This window comes from Streptomyces zingiberis, assembly GCF_012034935.1.
GTDB lineage: Bacteria > Actinomycetota > Actinomycetes > Streptomycetales > Streptomycetaceae > Streptomyces > Streptomyces zingiberis.
Map to the genome: position 1 here is coordinate 168,089 of NZ_JAATEN010000006.1, position 14,736 is coordinate 182,824.

At 73.3% G+C, this 14,736-nt stretch carries 10 protein-coding genes; 8 read left to right on the forward strand and 2 right to left on the reverse strand.

From position 1 onward, the window contains the following. Nucleotides 1–176 precede the first annotated feature (176 nt). The 4 genes from HCK00_RS10160 (at nucleotide 177) to HCK00_RS10175 (ending at nucleotide 7,320) form a co-directional block, all read left to right on the forward strand. Nucleotides 177–4,025, forward strand: coding sequence for a multifunctional oxoglutarate decarboxylase/oxoglutarate dehydrogenase thiamine pyrophosphate-binding subunit/dihydrolipoyllysine-residue succinyltransferase subunit (locus HCK00_RS10160; protein WP_168101493.1), 3,849 nt, complete (start codon nucleotides 177–179; stop codon nucleotides 4,023–4,025). A gap of 484 nt (nucleotides 4,026–4,509) precedes the next feature. Continuing rightward, nucleotides 4,510–4,689, forward strand: coding sequence for a DUF6104 family protein (locus HCK00_RS10165; protein WP_168101494.1), 180 nt, complete (start codon nucleotides 4,510–4,512; stop codon nucleotides 4,687–4,689). A 434-nt stretch (nucleotides 4,690–5,123) separates the two neighbouring features. Next, on the forward strand, nucleotides 5,124–6,065 hold the full coding sequence (locus HCK00_RS10170; protein ID WP_168101495.1) for a DUF4097 family beta strand repeat-containing protein: 942 nt from the start codon (nucleotides 5,124–5,126) through the stop codon (nucleotides 6,063–6,065). A gap of 1 nt (nucleotide 6,066) precedes the next feature. Beyond that, on the forward strand, nucleotides 6,067–7,320 hold the full coding sequence (locus HCK00_RS10175) for a PadR family transcriptional regulator (protein WP_168101496.1): 1,254 nt from the start codon (nucleotides 6,067–6,069) through the stop codon (nucleotides 7,318–7,320). A gap of 235 nt (nucleotides 7,321–7,555) precedes the next feature. On the opposite strand, the gene HCK00_RS10180 is transcribed toward HCK00_RS10175, so the two are convergent. Both HCK00_RS10180 and HCK00_RS10185 read right to left on the reverse strand, forming a co-directional pair. Continuing rightward, the gene (locus HCK00_RS10180; RefSeq protein WP_168101497.1) at nucleotides 7,556–8,518 is read right to left on the reverse strand and encodes a zinc-binding dehydrogenase; all 963 of its coding nucleotides are present in this window, start codon (nucleotides 8,516–8,518) and stop codon (nucleotides 7,556–7,558) included. A gap of 487 nt (nucleotides 8,519–9,005) precedes the next feature. Then, on the reverse strand, nucleotides 9,006–10,259 hold the full coding sequence (locus HCK00_RS10185) for an NAD(P)-dependent malic enzyme (protein ID WP_168101498.1): 1,254 nt from the start codon (nucleotides 10,257–10,259) through the stop codon (nucleotides 9,006–9,008). 554 nt (nucleotides 10,260–10,813) lie between these two features. On the opposite strand from HCK00_RS10185, the gene HCK00_RS10190 reads away from it, so the two are divergent. The 4 genes from HCK00_RS10190 to HCK00_RS10205 all read left to right on the forward strand — a co-directional run bounded on the left by HCK00_RS10190 (nucleotide 10,814) and on the right by HCK00_RS10205 (nucleotide 14,638). Then, nucleotides 10,814–11,776 (forward strand): ABC transporter substrate-binding protein, encoded by a 963-nt coding sequence (locus HCK00_RS10190; RefSeq protein WP_168101499.1) that lies wholly within the window; start codon nucleotides 10,814–10,816, stop codon nucleotides 11,774–11,776. 54 nt (nucleotides 11,777–11,830) lie between these two features. Continuing rightward, the gene (locus tag HCK00_RS10195) at nucleotides 11,831–12,772 is read left to right on the forward strand and encodes an amino acid ABC transporter permease (RefSeq protein ID WP_168101500.1); all 942 of its coding nucleotides are present in this window, start codon (nucleotides 11,831–11,833) and stop codon (nucleotides 12,770–12,772) included. Further along, nucleotides 12,769–13,530 (forward strand): amino acid ABC transporter ATP-binding protein, encoded by a 762-nt coding sequence (locus HCK00_RS10200; protein WP_277348211.1) that lies wholly within the window; start codon nucleotides 12,769–12,771, stop codon nucleotides 13,528–13,530. The genes HCK00_RS10195 and HCK00_RS10200 overlap by 4 nt, the downstream gene beginning before the upstream one ends. Nucleotides 13,531–14,020: 490 nt before the next feature. After that, entirely contained in the window at nucleotides 14,021–14,638 is a 618-nt protein-coding gene (locus HCK00_RS10205; RefSeq protein ID WP_168101501.1) for a CGNR zinc finger domain-containing protein, read from the forward strand. The last annotated feature ends 98 nt before the right edge of the window (nucleotides 14,639–14,736 follow it).

The following is a 14,736-nucleotide window of genomic DNA, read 5'->3' on the forward strand; positions in this document are numbered from 1 at the left end:
ACCGCCCGACGCGGCGGAACCGGGGTTATTTCCCTACGAGAGCTGCCCCGAAACCAGTCGGCGAATGTGATGTACGCGACGACTGACCGGCCCGGCCTGCACCGGACCCGGTAGGGGGCGTAGCCTTTGTTTCCGCTGTCCACCACCTCAGGAAGCGGAAGAGGGCGGTAGCCGCCGTGTCGCCACAGTCCCCCAACACTTCGAGCGTCTCGACCGACCAGGACGGGCGGGGAACCACCCCCGCCGCGGCCTTCGGTCCCAACGAGTGGCTCGTCGACGAGATCTACCAGCAGTACCTCCAGGACCCGAACTCGGTCGACCGAGCCTGGTGGGACTTCTTCGCCGACTACAAGCCCGGTGGTGAGGCCGGCGCGGCCGCCGCCGGGAACGGGAAGCCGGCCGCCGCGGACCGGGCCCCGGCACAGCCGAAGCCCGCCCGGGCGGAGGCCGCCGAGGCGCCCGCCCCCCGGAAGTCCGCGCAGGCGGAGGCGCGGCCCGCGCCGGAGCAGAGCGCGAAGACGCAGCCCGCGCCGGAGCAGAAGCCCGCCGCGGAGAACGCCGAGAAGGCTGCGAAGCCGGCGAAGGCCGAGAAGGCCGAGAAGGCCGAGAAGAAGGCCCCCGCGAAGAAGGCTCCCGCCGCTCCGTCCGAGAGTACGGAGGGGCCCGAGTACGTCACCCTGCGTGGCCCGTCCGCCGCCGTGGCGAAGAACATGAACGCCTCGCTGGAGCTGCCGACGGCCACCTCGGTCCGCGCGGTCCCGGTGAAGCTGCTCTTCGACAACCGCATCGTCATCAACAACCACCTCAAGCGCGCCCGCGGCGGCAAGGTGTCCTTCACGCACCTCATCGGCTACGCCATGGTGCAGGCGCTGAAGGCGATGCCGTCGATGAACTGGTCGTACACCGAGAAGGACGGCAAGCCGACGCTGGTCAAGCCGGACCACGTCAACCTCGGCCTGGCGATCGACCTGGTGAAGCCGAACGGTGACCGGCAGCTCGTCGTCGCGGGGATCAAGAAGGCCGAGACGCTCACCTTCTTCGAGTTCTGGCAGGCGTACGAGGACATCGTCCGCCGCGCCCGCTCCAACAAGCTGACGATGGAGGACTTCACCGGCGTCACGGCCTCCCTCACCAACCCCGGCGGCATCGGCACCGTCCACTCCGTGCCGCGGCTGATGCCCGGTCAGGGGCTGATCCTCGGCGTGGGCGCCATGGAGTACCCGGCCGAGTTCCAGGGCACCTCGCAGGACACCCTGAACCGGCTCGGCATCTCCAAGGTCATGACGCTGACCTCCACCTACGACCACCGCGTGATCCAGGGCGCCGCCTCCGGCGAGTTCCTGCGGATCCTGCACCAGCTCCTGCTCGGCGAGAACGACTTCTACGACGAGGTCTTCAAGGCGCTGCGCATCCCCTACGAGCCGGTCCGCTGGCTCCGCGACATCGACGTCTCCCACGACGACGACGTCACCAAGGCCGCCCGGGTCTTCGACCTGATCCACGCCTACCGGGTCCGGGGCCACGTCATGGCCGACACCGACCCGCTGGAGTACCAGCAGCGCAAGCACCCGGACCTGGACATCATCGAGCACGGCCTCACCCTGTGGGACCTGGAGCGCGAGTTCGCCGTCGGCGGCTTCGCCGGCAAGACGATGATGAAGCTCCGGGACATCCTCGGCGTCCTGCGGGACTCGTACTGCCGCACCACCGGCATCGAGTTCATGCACATCCAGGACCCGAAGGAGCGCAAGTGGATCCAGGACCGGGTGGAGCGGCCGCAGGCCCACCCGGAGCGTGAGGAGCAGCTCCGCATCCTGCGCCGGCTCAACGCCGCCGAGGCGTTCGAAACCTTCCTCCAGACCAAGTACGTCGGGCAGAAGCGCTTCTCGCTGGAGGGTGGCGAGTCCGTCATCCCGCTGCTGGACGCGGTGCTGGACTCGGCCGCCGAGTCGCGGCTGGACGAGGTCGTGGTCGGCATGGCCCACCGCGGCCGGCTGAACGTCCTGGCGAACATCGTCGGCAAGTCCTACGCCCAGATCTTCCGCGAGTTCGAGGGGAACCTCGACCCGAAGTCGATGCACGGCTCCGGCGACGTCAAGTACCACCTGGGCGCCGAGGGGACCTTCACCGGCCTGGACGGCGAGCAGATCAAGGTCTCGCTCGCGGCCAACCCCTCCCACCTGGAGGCCGTCGACCCGATCGTCGAGGGCATCGCCCGCGCCAAGCAGGACATCATCGGCAAGGGCGGCACGGACTTCACCGTCCTGCCCGTCCAGCTCCACGGCGACGCGGCCTTCGCGGGCCAGGGCGTGGTGGCCGAGACGCTCAACATGTCGCAGCTCCGCGGCTACCGCTGCGGCGGCACGATCCACGTCGTCATCAACAACCAGGTCGGCTTCACCGCCGCGCCGGAGTCGGCCCGCTCCTCCATGTACGCCACCGACGTGGCCCGCATGATCGAGGCGCCGATCTTCCACGTGAACGGTGACGACCCGGAGGCCGTGGTCCGCGTCGCGCGGCTGGCGTTCGAGTTCCGCCAGGCGTTCAACAAGGACGTGGTCATCGACCTCCTGTGCTACCGCCGCCGGGGCCACAACGAGTCCGACAACCCGGGCTTCACCCAGCCGCTGATGTACGACCTGATCGACAAGAAGCGCTCGGTGCGCAAGCTCTACACCGAGTCGCTCATCGGCCGCGGCGACATCACCGTCGAGGAGGCCGAGCAGGCCCTCCAGGACTACCAGGGCCAGCTGGAGAAGGTCTTCACCGCGGTACGCGACGCCACGTCCTCGCCGATGGCCCCGGAGGTCCCGGAGCCGCAGGCCGAGTTCCCGGTCAAGGTGGACACCGCGATCTCCGCGGAGGTCGTGAAGCGCATCGCCGAGTCCCAGGTCACGATCCCCGACCGGATCACCGTCCACCCGCGGCTGATGCCGCAGCTCCAGCGCCGCGCCGCGCAGGTCGAGGACGGCACGATCGACTGGGGCATGGGCGAGACGCTGGCCATCGGCTCGCTGCTGATGGAGGGCACCCCGGTCCGCCTCGCGGGCCAGGACTCCCGCCGCGGCACCTTCGGCCAGCGCCACGCGGTGCTCGTCGACCGGGAGACCGGCGCGGACTACACCCCGCTGCTCTACCTCTCCGAGGACCAGGCCCGGTACAACGTCTACGACTCGCTGCTCAGCGAGTACGCGGCGATGGGCTTCGAGTACGGCTACTCGCTGGCCCGCCCGGACGCCCTCGTGATGTGGGAGGCCCAGTTCGGTGACTTCGTCAACGGCGCGCAGACCGTCGTCGACGAGTTCATCACCTCCGCCGAGCAGAAGTGGAGCCAGACCTCCGGGGTCACCCTGCTGCTGCCGCACGGTTACGAGGGCCAGGGCCCGGACCACTCCTCGGCCCGGATCGAGCGCTTCCTCCAGCTCTGCGCGCAGAACAGCATGACGGTCGCCATGCCCACCCTGCCGTCGAACTACTTCCACCTGCTGCGCTGGCAGGTGCACAACCCGCACCACAAGCCGCTGATCGTCTTCACCCCGAAGTCGATGCTCCGGCTCAAGGCGGCCACGTCGAAGACGGAGGAGTTCACCACCGGCGGCTTCCGCCCGCTGATCGGTGACGACACCGTGGACCCGGCGACGGTCCGCAAGGTCGTCTTCTGCTCCGGCAAGGTCTACTACGACCTGCTCGCCGAGCGGGAGAAGCGCGGCGCGTCCGACACCGCCCTGGTGCGGCTGGAGCGGCTCTACCCGCTGCCCGCCAAGGAGCTCCAGGCGGAGATGGCCCGCTACACCGGTACGGAGAAGTACATCTGGGCCCAGGAGGAACCGGCGAACCAGGGCGCGTGGCCGTTCATCGCGCTCAACCTCATCGACCACCTGGACCTCTCGGTCGGCGCGGGTCTCCCGCCCGCCGAGCGGCTGCGGCGGATCTCCCGGCCGCACTCCTCCTCGCCGGCGGTGGGCTCGGCCAAGCGCCACCAGCAGGAGCAGCAGCAGCTCGTCAACGAGGTGTTCGACGCCTGACGCCGGACGGGACGGCGGCTCCACGGGCCGCCGCTCCCCCGCCGTCCGACGGACGGGACGTGCCCTCTCCCCGCGTGGGGAGAGGGCACGTCCCGTTTTCCCGCGCCTCTCCCGGGCCTCTCCGGCGCCTCTCCCGCGCCTCTCCGGCGCCTCTGCCGCGCTGCCCTGGGCGCGCCGCCGCTGCGGGCGGTCCGGTCAGCGGTTCCGCTGCCCCGCCGGGTGCCGAAAGCCGGGCGGGGGACGTCCGGACGCCGGGGGTGGTGCCGCGCAGGCGCCAGGCCGTGACGGTGGCGGGCCGTGAGGGCGCCGGGCCGTGACGGTGGCGGGCCGGGGGCCGCTCCCGGAGACGGTCCCGGGGCCGGACCGCCGGGCCCCGAGCGGTGCGCGCGCAGGGGTGGGCGGAAGGGCCGGGAGGCCCGGCGAAGCGCCCGGTGCAGCGGCATATCCTGGCCGGACCATCCCATCGTCCCTGGCGGAGCGCACGTTGTATTTCACCGACCGCGGTATCGAGGAGCTGGAGGAGCGGCGCGGCGAGGAGGAGGTCTCGCTGGCCTGGCTCGCCGAGCGGCTCCGTGAGTTCGTCGACCTCAACCCGGACTTCGAGGTCCCCGTGGAGCGTCTGGCCACCTGGCTGGCCCGGCTCGACGACGAGGAGGAGGACTAGGGTCCGCGGGCGGCGGGGCCGTACCCGGGGCGGTCGGGCGGGGCGTGCATTCGTCCGAGCCCCCTGCCCCTCGGCGGCCGCCGACCGCCGGCGTCCCCCGTTCTCGGCCGGGAGGCTCCCCCCGCGGGCCGGCCCCTTCCCTCGCCGACCGCCGCCCGGCCCCGCTCACCCCGGCAGCCCGGCACCGCCCGCCCCCTCTCCGGCCCCGACCGGCCGGAGGGGGCTGCCCGGCCCCCGGCGCGGGGTGTCGGCCCCGCCCGGTCCCGGCCGGGGCCCGCTCGCGCCTCCCGTCAACCGGCGGCTGCCGTGGGCGTGTTCGGCGCCGGGCCCCGCTCCGGGGCGCTCCGCGACCCTTGACTTCCCCGATCCGCGATATATCGTCTTTCGCAGACGCGATATTGCGTGTCGCCGTCCACCCGGAGGAAGGTCAGGCCATGCCAGCCCGGTCCCAGTGGCCCGTCGCCGAGCCGCGCAAGTTCACCTTCGACGAGCCCGTCACCGGCGTCGACATCCGCGTCGTCGGCGGCAGCGTCAATGTCGTCGGCTCCGAGGGGCCGGTGCGGCTCCACATCGAGGAGGTCCACGGGCCGCCGCTCACCGTCGGCCTGACGGGCTCCACACTGAGCGTCGCCTACGACGACCTCCGTTGGCAGGGCTTCCTCAGCCGGCTCGACCGCGCGGCCGACCGCTCCGTCACCGTCTCGCTCACCGTCCCCCCGTCGGTCCGGCTCCGGATCGGCGCCGTCGCCGCGGCCACCGTCGTCTCCGGGGTCACCGGGGGCACGGAGCTGCGGGGCGTCTCCGGTGACTCCACCCTCGTCGGCCTCGCCGGACGGGTGCGCGCCGACACGGTCTCCGGGCGGGTGGAGGCCCAGGGGCTCGCCGGTGACCTGCGCTTCAACTCGGTCTCCGGCGACCTCACCGTGATCGAGGGCGCCGGCCGGTGGGTCCGCGCCGACACGGTCAGCGGCACCGTGGTGCTCGACCTCGCCACCGCGGGCCGGGACGCGGACGTGCGGCTGAAGTCGGTCTCCGGTGACCTGGCCCTCCGGCTGCCGGACCCGGCGGACGCCGCGGTGGACGCGTCCACGGCCGGCGGCGCCGTCTCCAGCGACTTCGGGAACCTGGCGCTCTCCGGCCACTGGGGTGCCCGCAAGCTCCGCGGCCGGCTCGGCGCGGGCAACGGCCGGCTGCGGGCCGCCTCGGTCTCCGGGGCCGTCGCCCTGCTCCGCCGTCCCGACCCGGCGGAGGACGGCACCGCGCCGGAGCACCCGCCCGGCCCGGACACCGCGGACCTCCCGGGCCCCGCGGGCTCCCCGGACCCGGCGGACCCGGCGGACTCCCCGGACCCGACGGACTCCAAGAAGGTGCTCTGACATGCCCCCCGTCTTCGCCCACGGCCGGCTCCGGCTCTACCTGCTCAAGCTGCTGGACGAGGCGCCCCGCCACGGCTACGAGGTGATCCGGCTCCTGGAGGAGCGGTTCCAGGGCCTGTACGCGCCCTCGGCCGGCACCGTCTACCCGCGCCTGGCCAAGCTGGAGAGCGAGGGCCTGGTCCGGCACACCACCGAGGGCGGCCGCAAGGTGTACTCCCTCACCGACGCCGGCCGGGACGAACTGGCGGGCCGCCGGGACGAACTGGCCGACCTGGAACGGGAGATCCACGACTCCGTCTCGGTGCTGGCCGCCGAGATCCGCGAGGACGTGCGCAGCTCGGCCGGCGAACTCCGCCGGGAGATGCGTGCCGCCGCCGAACGGGCCCGCACCTCCGGCACCGGCGCCGGTGCCGGTGCCGGTGCCGGTGGAAGCGGCTCCCCCGGGGGCGGCGAGGAGGCCTGGCACACGGCCAGGGAGGAACTGCGCCGCGCCAAGGAGCAGTGGCGGGAGCAGACCCGCCGGGCCCGGGAGGAGAGCCGCCGGGCGCAGCAGGACGCCCAGCACGCCCGCCGGCAGGCCCGGGAGGCGCAGCACGAGGCCCGCGAGGAGGTGCAGCGGATCGCCCGCCGGCTCCAGGAGCGGACGCAGGAGCACGTCCGGGCCGGGGACTGGCAGAGCGCGGTCCGGGAAGGGCTGGCGGAGATCACCCGCGAGGTCGACCGCTTCACCCGGAGAACGGACTTCCCCGCCGGCTCCCCCTGGCCGGGGAACGGGACGGACGGGGGCCCGGCGGACGGGACCGGGGCCCACGGGGAGACGACGGAGGGGACCGGACCGGACGGGACGGGACCGGACGGGACGGGACCGGACGGGGTCACACCGGGCGGGCCGGGAGCGGACACCGCCGCCGGAGCCGGACCGGCCCGCGCCCCCGGGGCGGCCGGCCCGCAGAAGACGGCGGGCGGAGCGGAAGCCGCCGGTGGCGCGGGGACCGTGCCACCGGGCGCCGGGACGGCGGCCCCGGCACCGGCCCCCACCGCCGCCGCGCCGGCGCCGGAGCCCGCGTGGGCCCGGGAGGCTCCCGAGCCCTCCGGCCACCCGGCGCGGGACCTGGAGCGGCTGCTGGACCGCTTCCGGGACGACATCCGTGACGCCGCCCGGGACCACGGCGTGACCGAGGAACAACTGCGCGAGGCGCGCCGGCACCTCTCCGAGGCCGCCGCGCACATCGGGGTCGTCCTGCGGCGGCCCTGAGCAGCGGGCGGGCCGGGGACACCGGCCCCGGCCCGCGTTGCCCCGGCGAACCGGCACGCAGGCCCGTCACCGGTGCTCTCCGGGGACGGGCCGCGTGGGCGACGGGGAGGGGCGGGCGGCACGCAGCAGCAACCGACGGGCGGGCTGTCCGTCCGGCGGGCAGGCGCCGTACGGAGGGGCACCGTACGGACAGGCGCCGTACGGACGGGCGGCGGCCCGCGGGGAGGCGCCCGGCTCAGACCGTCAGCACGACCTTGCCGAAGAGGTCGCCGCCGGCCATCTTCTCGAAGCCTTCCCGCGCCCGGTCCAGCGGCAGCACCGAGTCGATCACCGGCCGGACCCCGGTCGCGGCGCAGAAGTTGAGCAGGGCCTGTAGCTCGTCCTTGCTGCCCATGGTGGAGCCGACGACCCTGAGCTCCAGGAAGAAGATCCTGTTCAGCTCGGCGACCTCGGGGTTCGGCCCGCTGGTGGCACCCGAGATGACCAGGGTTCCGCCCGGCTTCAGCGACTTCACCGAGTGCGACCAGGTGGCCGCGCCGACCGTCTCCAGTACGGCGTCCACCCGCTGCGGCAGCCGCGCGCCCGGCTCGAACGCCTCGACGGCTCCCAGTTCCACGGCCCGGCGCCGCTTGGCCTCGTCCCGGCTGGTGGCGTAGACCCGCAGGCCCGCGGCGCGGCCGAGGACGATCGCCGCGGTGGCGACCCCGCCGCCCGCGCCCTGTACGAGCACCGCGTCCCCGGGCCGTACCCCGGCGTTCGTGAAGAGCATCCGGTAGGCCGTCAGCCACGCCGTCGGCAGGCAGGCCGCTTCCTCGAAGCTCAGCTCCGCGGGTTTCGGCAGCACGTTCCAGGCCGGGACGGTGACCTGCTCGGCGAAGGTGCCCTGGTAGCGCTCGGTCAGGATGGACCGCGGCTCCTTCGGGCCGACACCGTGGCCGCTCTGGCCGATGACGGAGTGGAGCACCACCTCATTGCCGTCCTCGTCGGTCCCGGCCGCGTCACACCCCAGGATCATGGGGAGCGACTCCTCGCCGAGCCCGACGCCCCGGAGGGACCACAGGTCGTGGTGGTTCAGCGAGGCGGCCTTCACGGTGACGGTCGTCCAGCCGGGCCGGTTCTCCGGAGCCGGGCGGTCGCCCACCTCCAGTCCGTTCAGCGGCTGGTCACGGTCGATGCGAGCTGCGTAGGCGGCGAACATGATCCGAACCCTAGAGCGGAAGGACGCGCGCACGGAACCACACCGCCGTGTGACACGCGCCGCGCCCCCGCCGTGCGCCCCGGTGGCCGTACGGGAGTTGACCGGCGCGACGCGGCCGTGACGGGGCCGACGGGCGGCACTGCCCCGCGCCCCCAGGGGGCGGGGCCGGATGTGTACCGGACGGCCACCACGGGGGCCACCCGCCGCGGCCGGTCCCCACAGCGCCTCAGGGGGCCGGCGGACTCGCCGCGCCACCCCACCGGGCGACGCGGGCCCGGCACAGCGAAGCGGCCCGGCACGCCGGGGCCCACAGGGCCTCCGGGCGCCGGGCCGCCGCACCACCCGACCGCTCCGGCCCCCGGTCAGCGCGGCGGTCACCGCGGCGGTCACCGTCGCGGCCGGTGACCGCCGAGGCTCACCACTGGGGCAGCCACCGCGGACGGCGGGCCGCGGACGGCGGGCCGCGGACGGCGGCCGCCGCGCGCCGTCAGCGCCGGGCGACGCCCTCCGCCCGGGCCGCCGCGGCCACCGCCGAGGCCACGGCGGGGGCCACCCGCTCGTCGAACGGCGACGGGATCACGCAGTCCGGGCTCAGCTCGTCCGCGACGACCGCGGCCAGCGCCTCGGCCGCCGCGAGCTTCATGCCCTCGGTGATCCGGGAGGCCCGCACCTGGAGCGCGCCGGAGAAGATCCCGGGGAACGCCAGCACGTTGTTGATCTGGTTCGGGTAGTCGGAGCGCCCGGTGGCGACGACGGCGGCGTACCGGTGGGCGACGTCCGGGTGGATCTCCGGGTCGGGGTTGGCCATGGCGAAGATCAGCGCGTCCGCGGCCATCCTCGCCACCGCCTCCTCCGGCACCGTCCCGCCGGAGACGCCGATGAAGACGTCGGCGCCCTCCAGCGCGGACTCCAGCGAGCCGGTGAGGCCCGCCTTGTTGGTGAAACCGGCCAGCTCGCGCTTGACGTCGGTGAGGTCCTCGCGGTCCGGGGAGACCACGCCCTTGCGGTCGCAGACCGCGACGTCACCGATCCCGGCCTCGATGAGGATCCTGGCGATGGCCACCCCCGCGGCGCCCGCGCCGGACACCACCGCGCGCAGCTTCCCGAGCGCCCGGTCGGTGAGCTTGGCGGCGTTGCGCAGGGCGGCGAGGGTGACGACGGCGGTGCCGTGCTGGTCGTCGTGGAAGACGGGGATGTCCAGCCGCTCCTGGAGCTTCCGCTCCACCTCGAAGCAGCGGGGCGCGGAGATGTCCTCCAGGTTGATCCCGCCGAAGGAGGGGGCGAGCCGGACGACGGTCTCCACCAGCTCGTCCACCTCGCGGCAGTCCAGCGCGAGGGGCACCGCGTCCACCCCGCCGAACTGCTTGAAGAGGATCGCCTTGCCCTCCATCACCGGCAGCGAGGCCGCCGGGCCGATGTCCCCGAGGCCGAGCACCGCGCTGCCGTCCGTGACGACGGCGACGGCCTGTGAGACCCAGGTGTAGTCGTGGACCAGCTCCGGGCGTTCCGCGATCGCGCTGCACACCTTGGCGACGCCGGGCGTGTACGCGAGGGAGAGGTCCTCGCGGTTCCGCACCGGCACCGTCGCCGCGACGGCCATCTTGCCGCCGCGGTGCAGCGCGAAGGCGGGATCGAAGGGCTCGTCGCCGCTCCGTTCCCCCGCACCGCCGCTGCCGCTGTCCGGGCGGCTGCCGCCGGCGCTGTCGCTGTCGCTGCGAGGATTCACAATCTCCGCTGCCACTTCTTGACCCCTTAAGTCCGAGATTTCTGAGGGTTTCCGCGCCAGGTTGAGGCGCGGGCGGGCACCGCGTCCGCGGCTCCGGGCGGCGGTCGGCCGCTCCCGCGGCCGGAGCCGCGCACGGAGCCCCGCGGGAGAGAAGCCCGCGGGAGGAGATACGGACGCCGGGCGCGCCGCACACGCGCCCTGAGCCCCGGGTGAGGGGTGTAAGGGTCTTTTCTACCGGACGAGCGGTTGCTCGTACGAATGACATGTCTCGCACACGCCCGGCACACGCCCGGGAGCGGGCGCGGGGGCAGGGGCCACCGGCGCGTTCGGGCACGAGGGCCGGAGAACCGTGATGCCGGTCTCGTTCCGGGGGCACGGGAAGGCGGCCGTTCGGCTCTGTCCGTTCCCTGCGCGAAGGGGATTGCCCGTTATCCGATTTTGACACGGTGACCGGCCGTCCCGGTCCGTCCGGATGGCAAGATGCCCTAATCAGCCATGGTCGCGGCACTCACAGAGGTGTGTCCGGTGTCCGGCCCGTTCCACGTCCCTGACGCGCAGGAGGAACCCCCATGACCGCCAGCCCCACCCGCCGCTCGGTGGCGCGAACCTCCCGCACCGTGGCCGTCGGCGCGATCGCGGTCGCGAGCGCCCTGCTGCTGACCTCCTGCGGCGACCAGACGGACGGCGCGGGTGACGACGGCAAGAAGGCCGGGGGCTCGCAGGCCCCGCTCCACGACCAGCTGCCCAAGGAGATCCAGGACAAGGGCGTCATCAAGGTCGGCTCCGACATCGCCTACCCCCCGGTCGAGTTCAAGGAGGGCGGCAAGACCGTCGGCATCGACCCGGACCTCGCCGAGGCCATGGGCGAGAAGCTCGGGGTGACCCTCCAGTTCAACAACGGCACCTTCGACACCCTGCTCACCGGGCTCCGCTCCGGCCGCTACGACATCGCCATGTCCGCGATGACGGACACCAAGGAGCGCCAGGAGGGCATCGACCCCGAGAGCGGCAAGAAGGTCGGCGAGGGCGTCGACTTCGTCGACTACTTCACCGCCGGTGTCTCCATCTACACCAAGAAGGGCAAGACCCAGGGCATCGAGACCTGGGACGACCTCTGCGGCAAGAAGATCGTCGTGCAGCGCGGCACCGTCTCGGAGGACCTCGCCAAGGACCAGTCCAAGAAGTGCGAGAAGGACGGCGAGGAGAAGATCGCCATGGAGTCCTTCGACCAGGACACCGAGGCGCAGACCCGGCTGAGGGCCGGGGGTGCCGCCGCCGGGTCCAGCGACTTCCCCGTCGCCGCCTACACCGTGAAGACCTCCGGTGGCGGCAAGGACTTCGAGCTCGTCGGCGAGCAGGTGGACGCCGCCCCGTACGGCATCGCGGTGGCCAAGAAGAACACCGAGCTGCGGGACGCGATCAAGGCGGCGCTGGAGGCGGTGAAGGAGGACGGCACCTACGACAAGATCCTCAAGAAGTGGGGCGTCTCCGAGGGCGCGATCGACAAGATCGCGATCAACGGCGGCTCCTGACCCCGACGGATCTCACCGTCCCCGCCCGGCGGGGACGCCGGAAAGGCAACACCCGTGACTGTTCCCACCGAGAAGGCCGGACCGGAGGAAACCCCTCCGGGCAGCCGACCCGCACCTGAGGCGATCCGGGCGATACCCGTCCGGCACTACGGCCGCTGGATATCCACGCTCGTGGTGCTCGCCCTGGTGTATCTGATCCTCAACGCGTTCGCGGGCGCGGACGTGAACTACGGCGCCATCCCGGACTTCCTCCTCTCCGCCAGCGTGCTGGAGGGGCTCGGCGCCACGGTGCTGATCTCGCTGCTGGCGATGGCCATCGGTCTCGTCCTCGGCGTGGTCCTGGCCGTGATGCGGCTGTCGAAGAACCCGGTCACCTCGTCGGTGGCGTGGACCTACGTCTGGCTCTTCCGCGGCACGCCGGTCTACGTCCAGCTCATGATCTGGTTCAACCTGGCGCTGATCTTCCCGTACATCAATCTCGGGTTCTACCGGGACGAGATGAGCGACTTCATGACCCCGTTCATGGCCGCTCTGCTCGGGCTCGGACTCAACGAGGCCGCCTACATGTCCGAGATCGTCCGGGCCGGCATCCAGTCGGTGGACGAGGGACAAACCGAGGCGTCCCACGCCCTCGGGATGACCCAGGGCAAGACCCTCCGCCGGGTGGTGCTGCCGCAGGCCATGCGGGTCATCGTACCGCCCACCGGCAACGAGTTCCTGAACATGCTGAAGACCTCGGCCCTGGCGGCGAGCGCCGCGCAGTACGAGGAACTGCTGCTCTCGGCACAGAACATCGGCCGGGTCTCCGGCGCCGTGGTCGAGATGCTCTTCCTCGCGGTGCTCTGGTACCTGATCCTGACCAGCTTCTTCAGCATCGGGCAGTTCTACCTGGAGCGGTACTACGCCCGGGGCTCGCTCCGCCAGCTGCCGCTCACGCCGTGGCAGAAGATCAAGGTCAATGTCGCGGGCTTCGGCAACCGGGGAGGCCTCGGATGACTCCGATGGTGAAGTCCGAGGGCGTCCACAAGTCCTTCGGCGCCACGCACGTCCTCAAGGGCATCGACCTGGAGGTCGCCCCGCGGGAGGTGTTCTGCCTGGTCGGCCCGTCCGGCTCCGGCAAGTCCACCTTCCTGCGGTGCATCAACCACCTGGAGAAGATCAACGCCGGCCGGCTCTCCGTCGACGGGCAGCTGGTGGGCTACCGGCAGAAGGGCGACAAGCTCTACGAGCTGAAGGAGCGCGAGGTCGCCGCCCAGCGCCGGGACATCGGCATGGTGTTCCAGCGCTTCAACCTCTTCCCGCACATGACGGCGGTGGAGAACGTCATGGAGGCGCCGGTCCAGGTCAAGCGGGAGTCCAAGGCCGCCGCCCGGGAGCGGGCGGTGAAGCTGCTCGACCGGGTCGGCCTCGGCGACAAGACGAACAACTACCCCGCGCAGCTCTCCGGCGGCCAGCAGCAACGGGTGGCGATCGCCAGGGCGCTCGCCATGCAGCCCAAGCTGATGCTCTTCGACGAGCCCACCTCGGCGCTCGACCCGGAGCTCGTCGGCGAGGTGCTGGACGTCATGCGCGGGCTGGCCGAGGACGGCATGACGATGATCGTCGTCACCCACGAGATGGGCTTCGCCCGCGAGGTCGGCGACTCGATCGTCTTCATGGACGACGGCGTGGTGGTCGAGTCCGGCCATCCGCGCGAGGTGCTGACCAACCCGCGGCACGAGCGCACCAAGTCGTTCCTCTCCAAGGTGCTCTGAGGGCGCGGGCCGCACCCCGAGGGGTCCTGCGCGCTCCCGGGACCGGCCACCACCCGGTTCCGGGGCGCGGTGGGCGGGGAGGCGGAACGGCGCGTGGCGTCGGCTCCGCCTCGCCGCGTACGGGCGCCCGGCCGCGGGGACGGCGGGCCGGTGGCGCCGGTGGCGCGGGTGGACCACCGCCCCGGGGCCTGGGACCGGGCGGCCCGGGCCGCCGTCCCCCGCCGGCGATGGCTGCCCATGGCCGCTCCCCGCCCCGGCCCGGTGCGCCCCCGGACCCGCCCGTCCCGGCGGCGGGCCCGCGCCGGGACGGGCGGCAGGTCCGCGCCGGGACGGGCGGCAGGTCCGGCGTCCGCCGGTGCCGCCCGTCCGGGATACTGGCCGGTACCGGACCGCCGTCCACCCGCCCCGGCGGCCGGTGACCGAGCCCGCCCCGTCCCCGGGCCAAGGCCCCGCCCCGGTGGCCGGCCCGGACCGACCCCCGAGGAGCCCCGTGGACCTGGCCTCCTACGCCGACTTCGCGGTACGCCTGGTCAACACCGAGCAGCCAGCCCGCGCCACGGACAGCCTCACCTCCGTCGACGCGGTGCGCGAACTGTTCGGCCCGCACCAGCAGGCGGCGCGCCGCGCGGGCGACGCGGACGTCACCCGGCTCCGGTCGGTGCGGACCCGGCTGCGCGCGGTCTTCGAGGCGGCCGACGCGGGCGACGAGGTCCTGGCCGTGGACCTGCTCAACGCCCTGCTGATGGAGTTCCCCGTCAGCCCGCAGATCTCCGGCCACCAACTGCGCGGGGAGGACGGCCGCCCCGACTGGCATCTGCACATCGCCGACCACGCGGCCAACGCCACCGCCGGTTACGCCGCCACCGCCGCCATGGGGCTCGCCTTCCACCTCAGCGAGCACGGCGCGGAACGGCTCGGCATCTGCCGCTCCGCCCCCTGCCGCAACGCCTATCTCGACATCTCGACCAACCGCTCCCGGCGCTACTGCTCCGACCGCTGCGCGACCCGCGCCAACGTGGCCGCCTACCGGGCCCGCAAACGCCGGGAGAGCGCCCTGACCGCCCCCGACGGCGACGGTCCGGACGGCTCCGCCGGCGCGAGCACCTGAGGACGGACGGGCCGCCCGGCGCGGACGGGCCGGGGCGGGATGGACAGGCCGGGGTGGACGGGCGGGGGCAGGACAGGGTGGACGGGCGCGGGCAGGAC

Bases quoted from the DNA above. Each gene is read 5' to 3' on its own strand.
- HCK00_RS10170 (WP_168101495.1), top strand. From the start codon at position 5,124: ATGCCAGCCCGGTCCCAGTGGCCCGTCGCCGAGCCGCGCAAGTTCACC.
- HCK00_RS10175 (WP_168101496.1), top strand. From the start codon at position 6,067: ATGCCCCCCGTCTTCGCCCACGGCCGGCTCCGGCTCTACCTGCTCAAG.
- HCK00_RS10180 (WP_168101497.1), bottom strand. From the start codon at position 8,518: ATGTTCGCCGCCTACGCAGCTCGCATCGACCGTGACCAGCCGCTGAAC.
- HCK00_RS10190 (WP_168101499.1), top strand. From the start codon at position 10,814: ATGACCGCCAGCCCCACCCGCCGCTCGGTGGCGCGAACCTCCCGCACC.
- HCK00_RS10200 (WP_277348211.1), top strand. From the start codon at position 12,769: ATGACTCCGATGGTGAAGTCCGAGGGCGTCCACAAGTCCTTCGGCGCC.